Consider the following 3,320-nt stretch of genomic DNA (forward strand, 5'->3'; position numbering starts at 1 on the left):
GGATGACGTCCGGGTCCTGCCGCACGGTCGCCCGCAGGACGGACGCGAAGGAGAGTCCGGCCTTTTCGTGGACATGGACCTGGTTGGCCTCCTCCAGGAAGTACTCGACGGGGTCCTCGATCGTCTCGAAGCTCCGGATCGACTCGAGCATCGCGGAGAGGATCGAGTACAGCATGGTCGTCTTCCCGCTCCCCGTGGGGCCGGTCGAAATGAGGATCCCCTGCGGCTTCCGGATGAGGACCTTGAGGCGCGCGAGGTCCTGCGGGGAGACTCCCAGCTCGTCGATTTCCCGGATCGACGACTGCTTGTCGAGGATGCGCATCACGAGCTTCTCGCCGTTGATGCTGGGCATGGAGGAAACGCGCAGGTCGACCAGCCGGGTGCCCGCCTTCACGGCGATCCGGCCGTCCTGCGGCTTCCGCCGCTCGGCGATGTCCATCTTGGCCAGGATCTTGAAGCGCGAGACGGTGGCGGGGTGCAGGTCCGGCGGTAGGTGGAACTTGCTGTGGAGGATCCCGTCGATGCGGTACCGCACCAGGGTGCACTTCGTCTTGGGCTCGATGTGGATGTCGCTCGCCTTGAATCGCAACGCCTCGGAAAGGATGGCGTTCGATATCCGGATGATCGGGGGAACCCTGCTCTCGCCGATCAGCTCCTGCAGGTTGACCGCCTTCTCCTCCTCCTCGATCACGATGTCGATCTCGTCGATCGGCTCGCCGTCCGCGGGTATGTCGAAAACGATCTCGGACGGGGCGGCGCCGCCATCCTCCCCGTAGACCTTCCCGAGGACGGAGACGATGTCCTGTCCCCTGGCAAGGTAAGGGACGACCTTCAGTCCGGTCAGGTGCTCCAGGTCGTCGCACCGGAAGGTGTCCGCCGGGTCCGCCATCGCGATGGAGACCTGCCTCCCCTCGACGCGGAGGGGGACCATCCGCTTTTTCTCGCAGAGGTCGCGCGGGAGGAATTTCACCGCTTCCGCGTTGACGCCCATCTCCCGGAGGTCGACCACCGGCACCTGGAGATATTCCGCCAACGCGTCCAGGACGGCGGACTCCGGGGCGATCCCCCGCCGGACGACGACGTCCACGAGCGTCTCCCCCGCCTTCCGGTCCGCGCGGGCCGCCTCGATCTCCTCCTTCGTCGCGATCCCGACCCGCGCCAGGATGTTGCCGGACACGGCCTGGTTGTCCTCGAACAGCGCGGAGTAGTTCTTGATCTTCTGCTGCTGGCTCTTCGTGATCTCCCGGAGCTTCCGGTTCTCCTGCAGCAGGACGTACTGCTGGAGGGCGAGGCTCACCGTGAGCCGCAGGTCCTCGTCGTTCCACGGCTTGGTGATGAACTTGTAGACCGCGCCCTCGTTGACCGCGCCGATGATGGACTGGACGTCGGCGTAGCCGGTGAGCATGATCCGGATCGTCTCGGGCCACCGGTCCCGGACCTTCCGGAGGAACTCGGCGCCCGTCATCCCCGGCATGCGGTGGTCCGAGACGATGAGGTGGGCCGGCGCCTCCTCGAGGAGCTCGAACGCGCGGTCGGCGGTCGCCGCGGTCCGGATGTCGTAATTTTCGTCGAGGAAGATCCGGCGGAGGGCGGAAAGGACCGGTTCCTCGTCGTCCACGAAGAGGAGGCGGAACGGCCCCGCGGAATCCTCCGCCTCCTTCACGGAAACCGGCGACGCTGGAGCGGTCGGCGCCTGCCGGCCGGCGGCGGCGAAAAGGTCAGCGTACTTCGCCATGGACGGATCCTTCCAGCGGCAGGATCAACCGGAACACGGCCCCGCCGCCCTCCGGGCACGCGACCTCGATGCGGCCTTCCAGCGCGCGCGCGGCGTCGTATGCGACGGAAAGCCCGAGCCCTTTCCCGGTGCCGATCTCCCTCGTCGTGAAAAACGGCTCGAAGATCCTCCGGCGGATCTCCGGAGGAATCCCCGGCCCGTTGTCCCCGATCTCGACAACGGCGGACGCCCCTTCCGCCCGCGCGCGGATCCGGACCGCGAGCCCCTCTCCGCGCGACTGGAATGCGTTCCGCAGCAGGTGCAGGAGGATGACGCCGACCCGGGCCGGATGGCAATGGCACGGCGGCACCGGCTCCATGTCCTTCTCTACGGCCGTCCCGGGGGGGATCTCGGCGGCGATCACCCGCAGCGTCCGCTCGATCTCCGCCGCGATGTCCACCAGCTGGACCTCTCCGTCGTCCACATGGGAGAAGCCGCGCAGGTCGGAGACGATCCCGCGCACCCGCTCCGTCCCATCCAGGGTCTGGCGGACGAGGTCCGGAATGTCCCGGGCGACGGACGCGATCTTCAGCCGCCCCCGGAGCGCCCGCAGCGCGTCCGCGTCTTCCGGAGTCACCGGACCTTTGTCCAGAATCGCCCCGACCGCCGCGTCGTATTCCGCGAACCGCCCGGCGTACCGACCGAGGGTCGTGATGTTGCTCGCGACGAAGCCCAACGGGTTGTTGATCTCGTGCGCCACGCCCGCCGCGAGCCGGCCGACGGCGGCCATCGTCTCCTGCTGGGCAAGGCGCGTCATCGCCGCTTCCAGCTCCGCGGTGCGCTCCCGGACCTTCACCTCGAGGGTCTCCGCGAGCTCGCGGTACCCCCGCTCCGACGCCTCCAGGCGGCGGAACGATTCGAGCAGCTCCCGGTGCGTCTCCTTGACCACGTGGACGTGGGTCTCCGTCGTGAGCATCCGCTTGAGGCTGCTCTCCGCCATCCCGCTCAACGCCCGCGCCGCGACCGACGCCGCCCGTGCAAACTGTTCCGGGTCCTCCCCCCCTCCGCGGGCCACGATCCTCCCGACCTCCTCCCCTTCCAGGAAGACCGGGAACGTAACGTCCCCGGGCTCCGGCGCGGGCTCGCCCGCTTCCGAGCGCTCCAGGCTCCACAGGACCCGCCCTCCGTCGTCCTCGACCCGCACACACGCGGCGCCCGCGTCCGCCACCTCGTCCAGCAGCGGCGACACTTCCGCGGCGGACAGCAGGTCGACGAGGCCCCTCTCCTCTCCCACGACGAATTCGATCATGGGACCAGCCGTTCCACGAACGCCTCCCGTTCCAGGCCGTGCCGGTCCCGGAAGGCGATGCGCCGATCGAGGCTGTCGTACAGCCGCCCGGCGGCCTCCCGGAACGTCTCCAGGACGCCCCACCCCTCCCTGGCCGAAGCAAGCGTGACCGGGATCCCCGTCGGGTCCCACAACGAGCGGATCTCCCGCTCGGGGACGATGTCGGGAAGGTCCCGCTTGTTGAACTGCACGACCAAAGGGGTCCGCTCGAAATCGAGCCCCACGAGCGCGACGTTCCGTTCCAGGTTGGCGAAGCTC

The 3,320-nt window shown here is 68.6% G+C and carries 3 protein-coding genes; all 3 read right to left on the reverse strand.

Annotation, left to right across the window (positions count from 1 at the left end):
- On the reverse strand, positions 1–1,735 hold a 1,735-nt coding region (locus AB1346_10800; GenBank protein ID MEW6720926.1), incomplete at its 3' end, for an ATPase, T2SS/T4P/T4SS family.
- Entirely contained in the window at positions 1,719–3,023 is a 1,305-nt protein-coding gene (locus AB1346_10805) for an ATP-binding protein (protein ID MEW6720927.1), read from the reverse strand. The genes AB1346_10800 and AB1346_10805, both read right to left, overlap by 17 nt.
- The coding region (locus AB1346_10810; GenBank protein ID MEW6720928.1) for a GTPase at positions 3,020–3,320 on the reverse strand (301 nt) is incomplete at its 5' end. The genes AB1346_10805 and AB1346_10810, both read right to left, overlap by 4 nt.

This window comes from Thermodesulfobacteriota bacterium (genome assembly GCA_040758155.1).
In the GTDB taxonomy this organism is placed as follows: Bacteria; Desulfobacterota; Deferrimicrobia; order Deferrimicrobiales; family Deferrimicrobiaceae; genus UBA2219.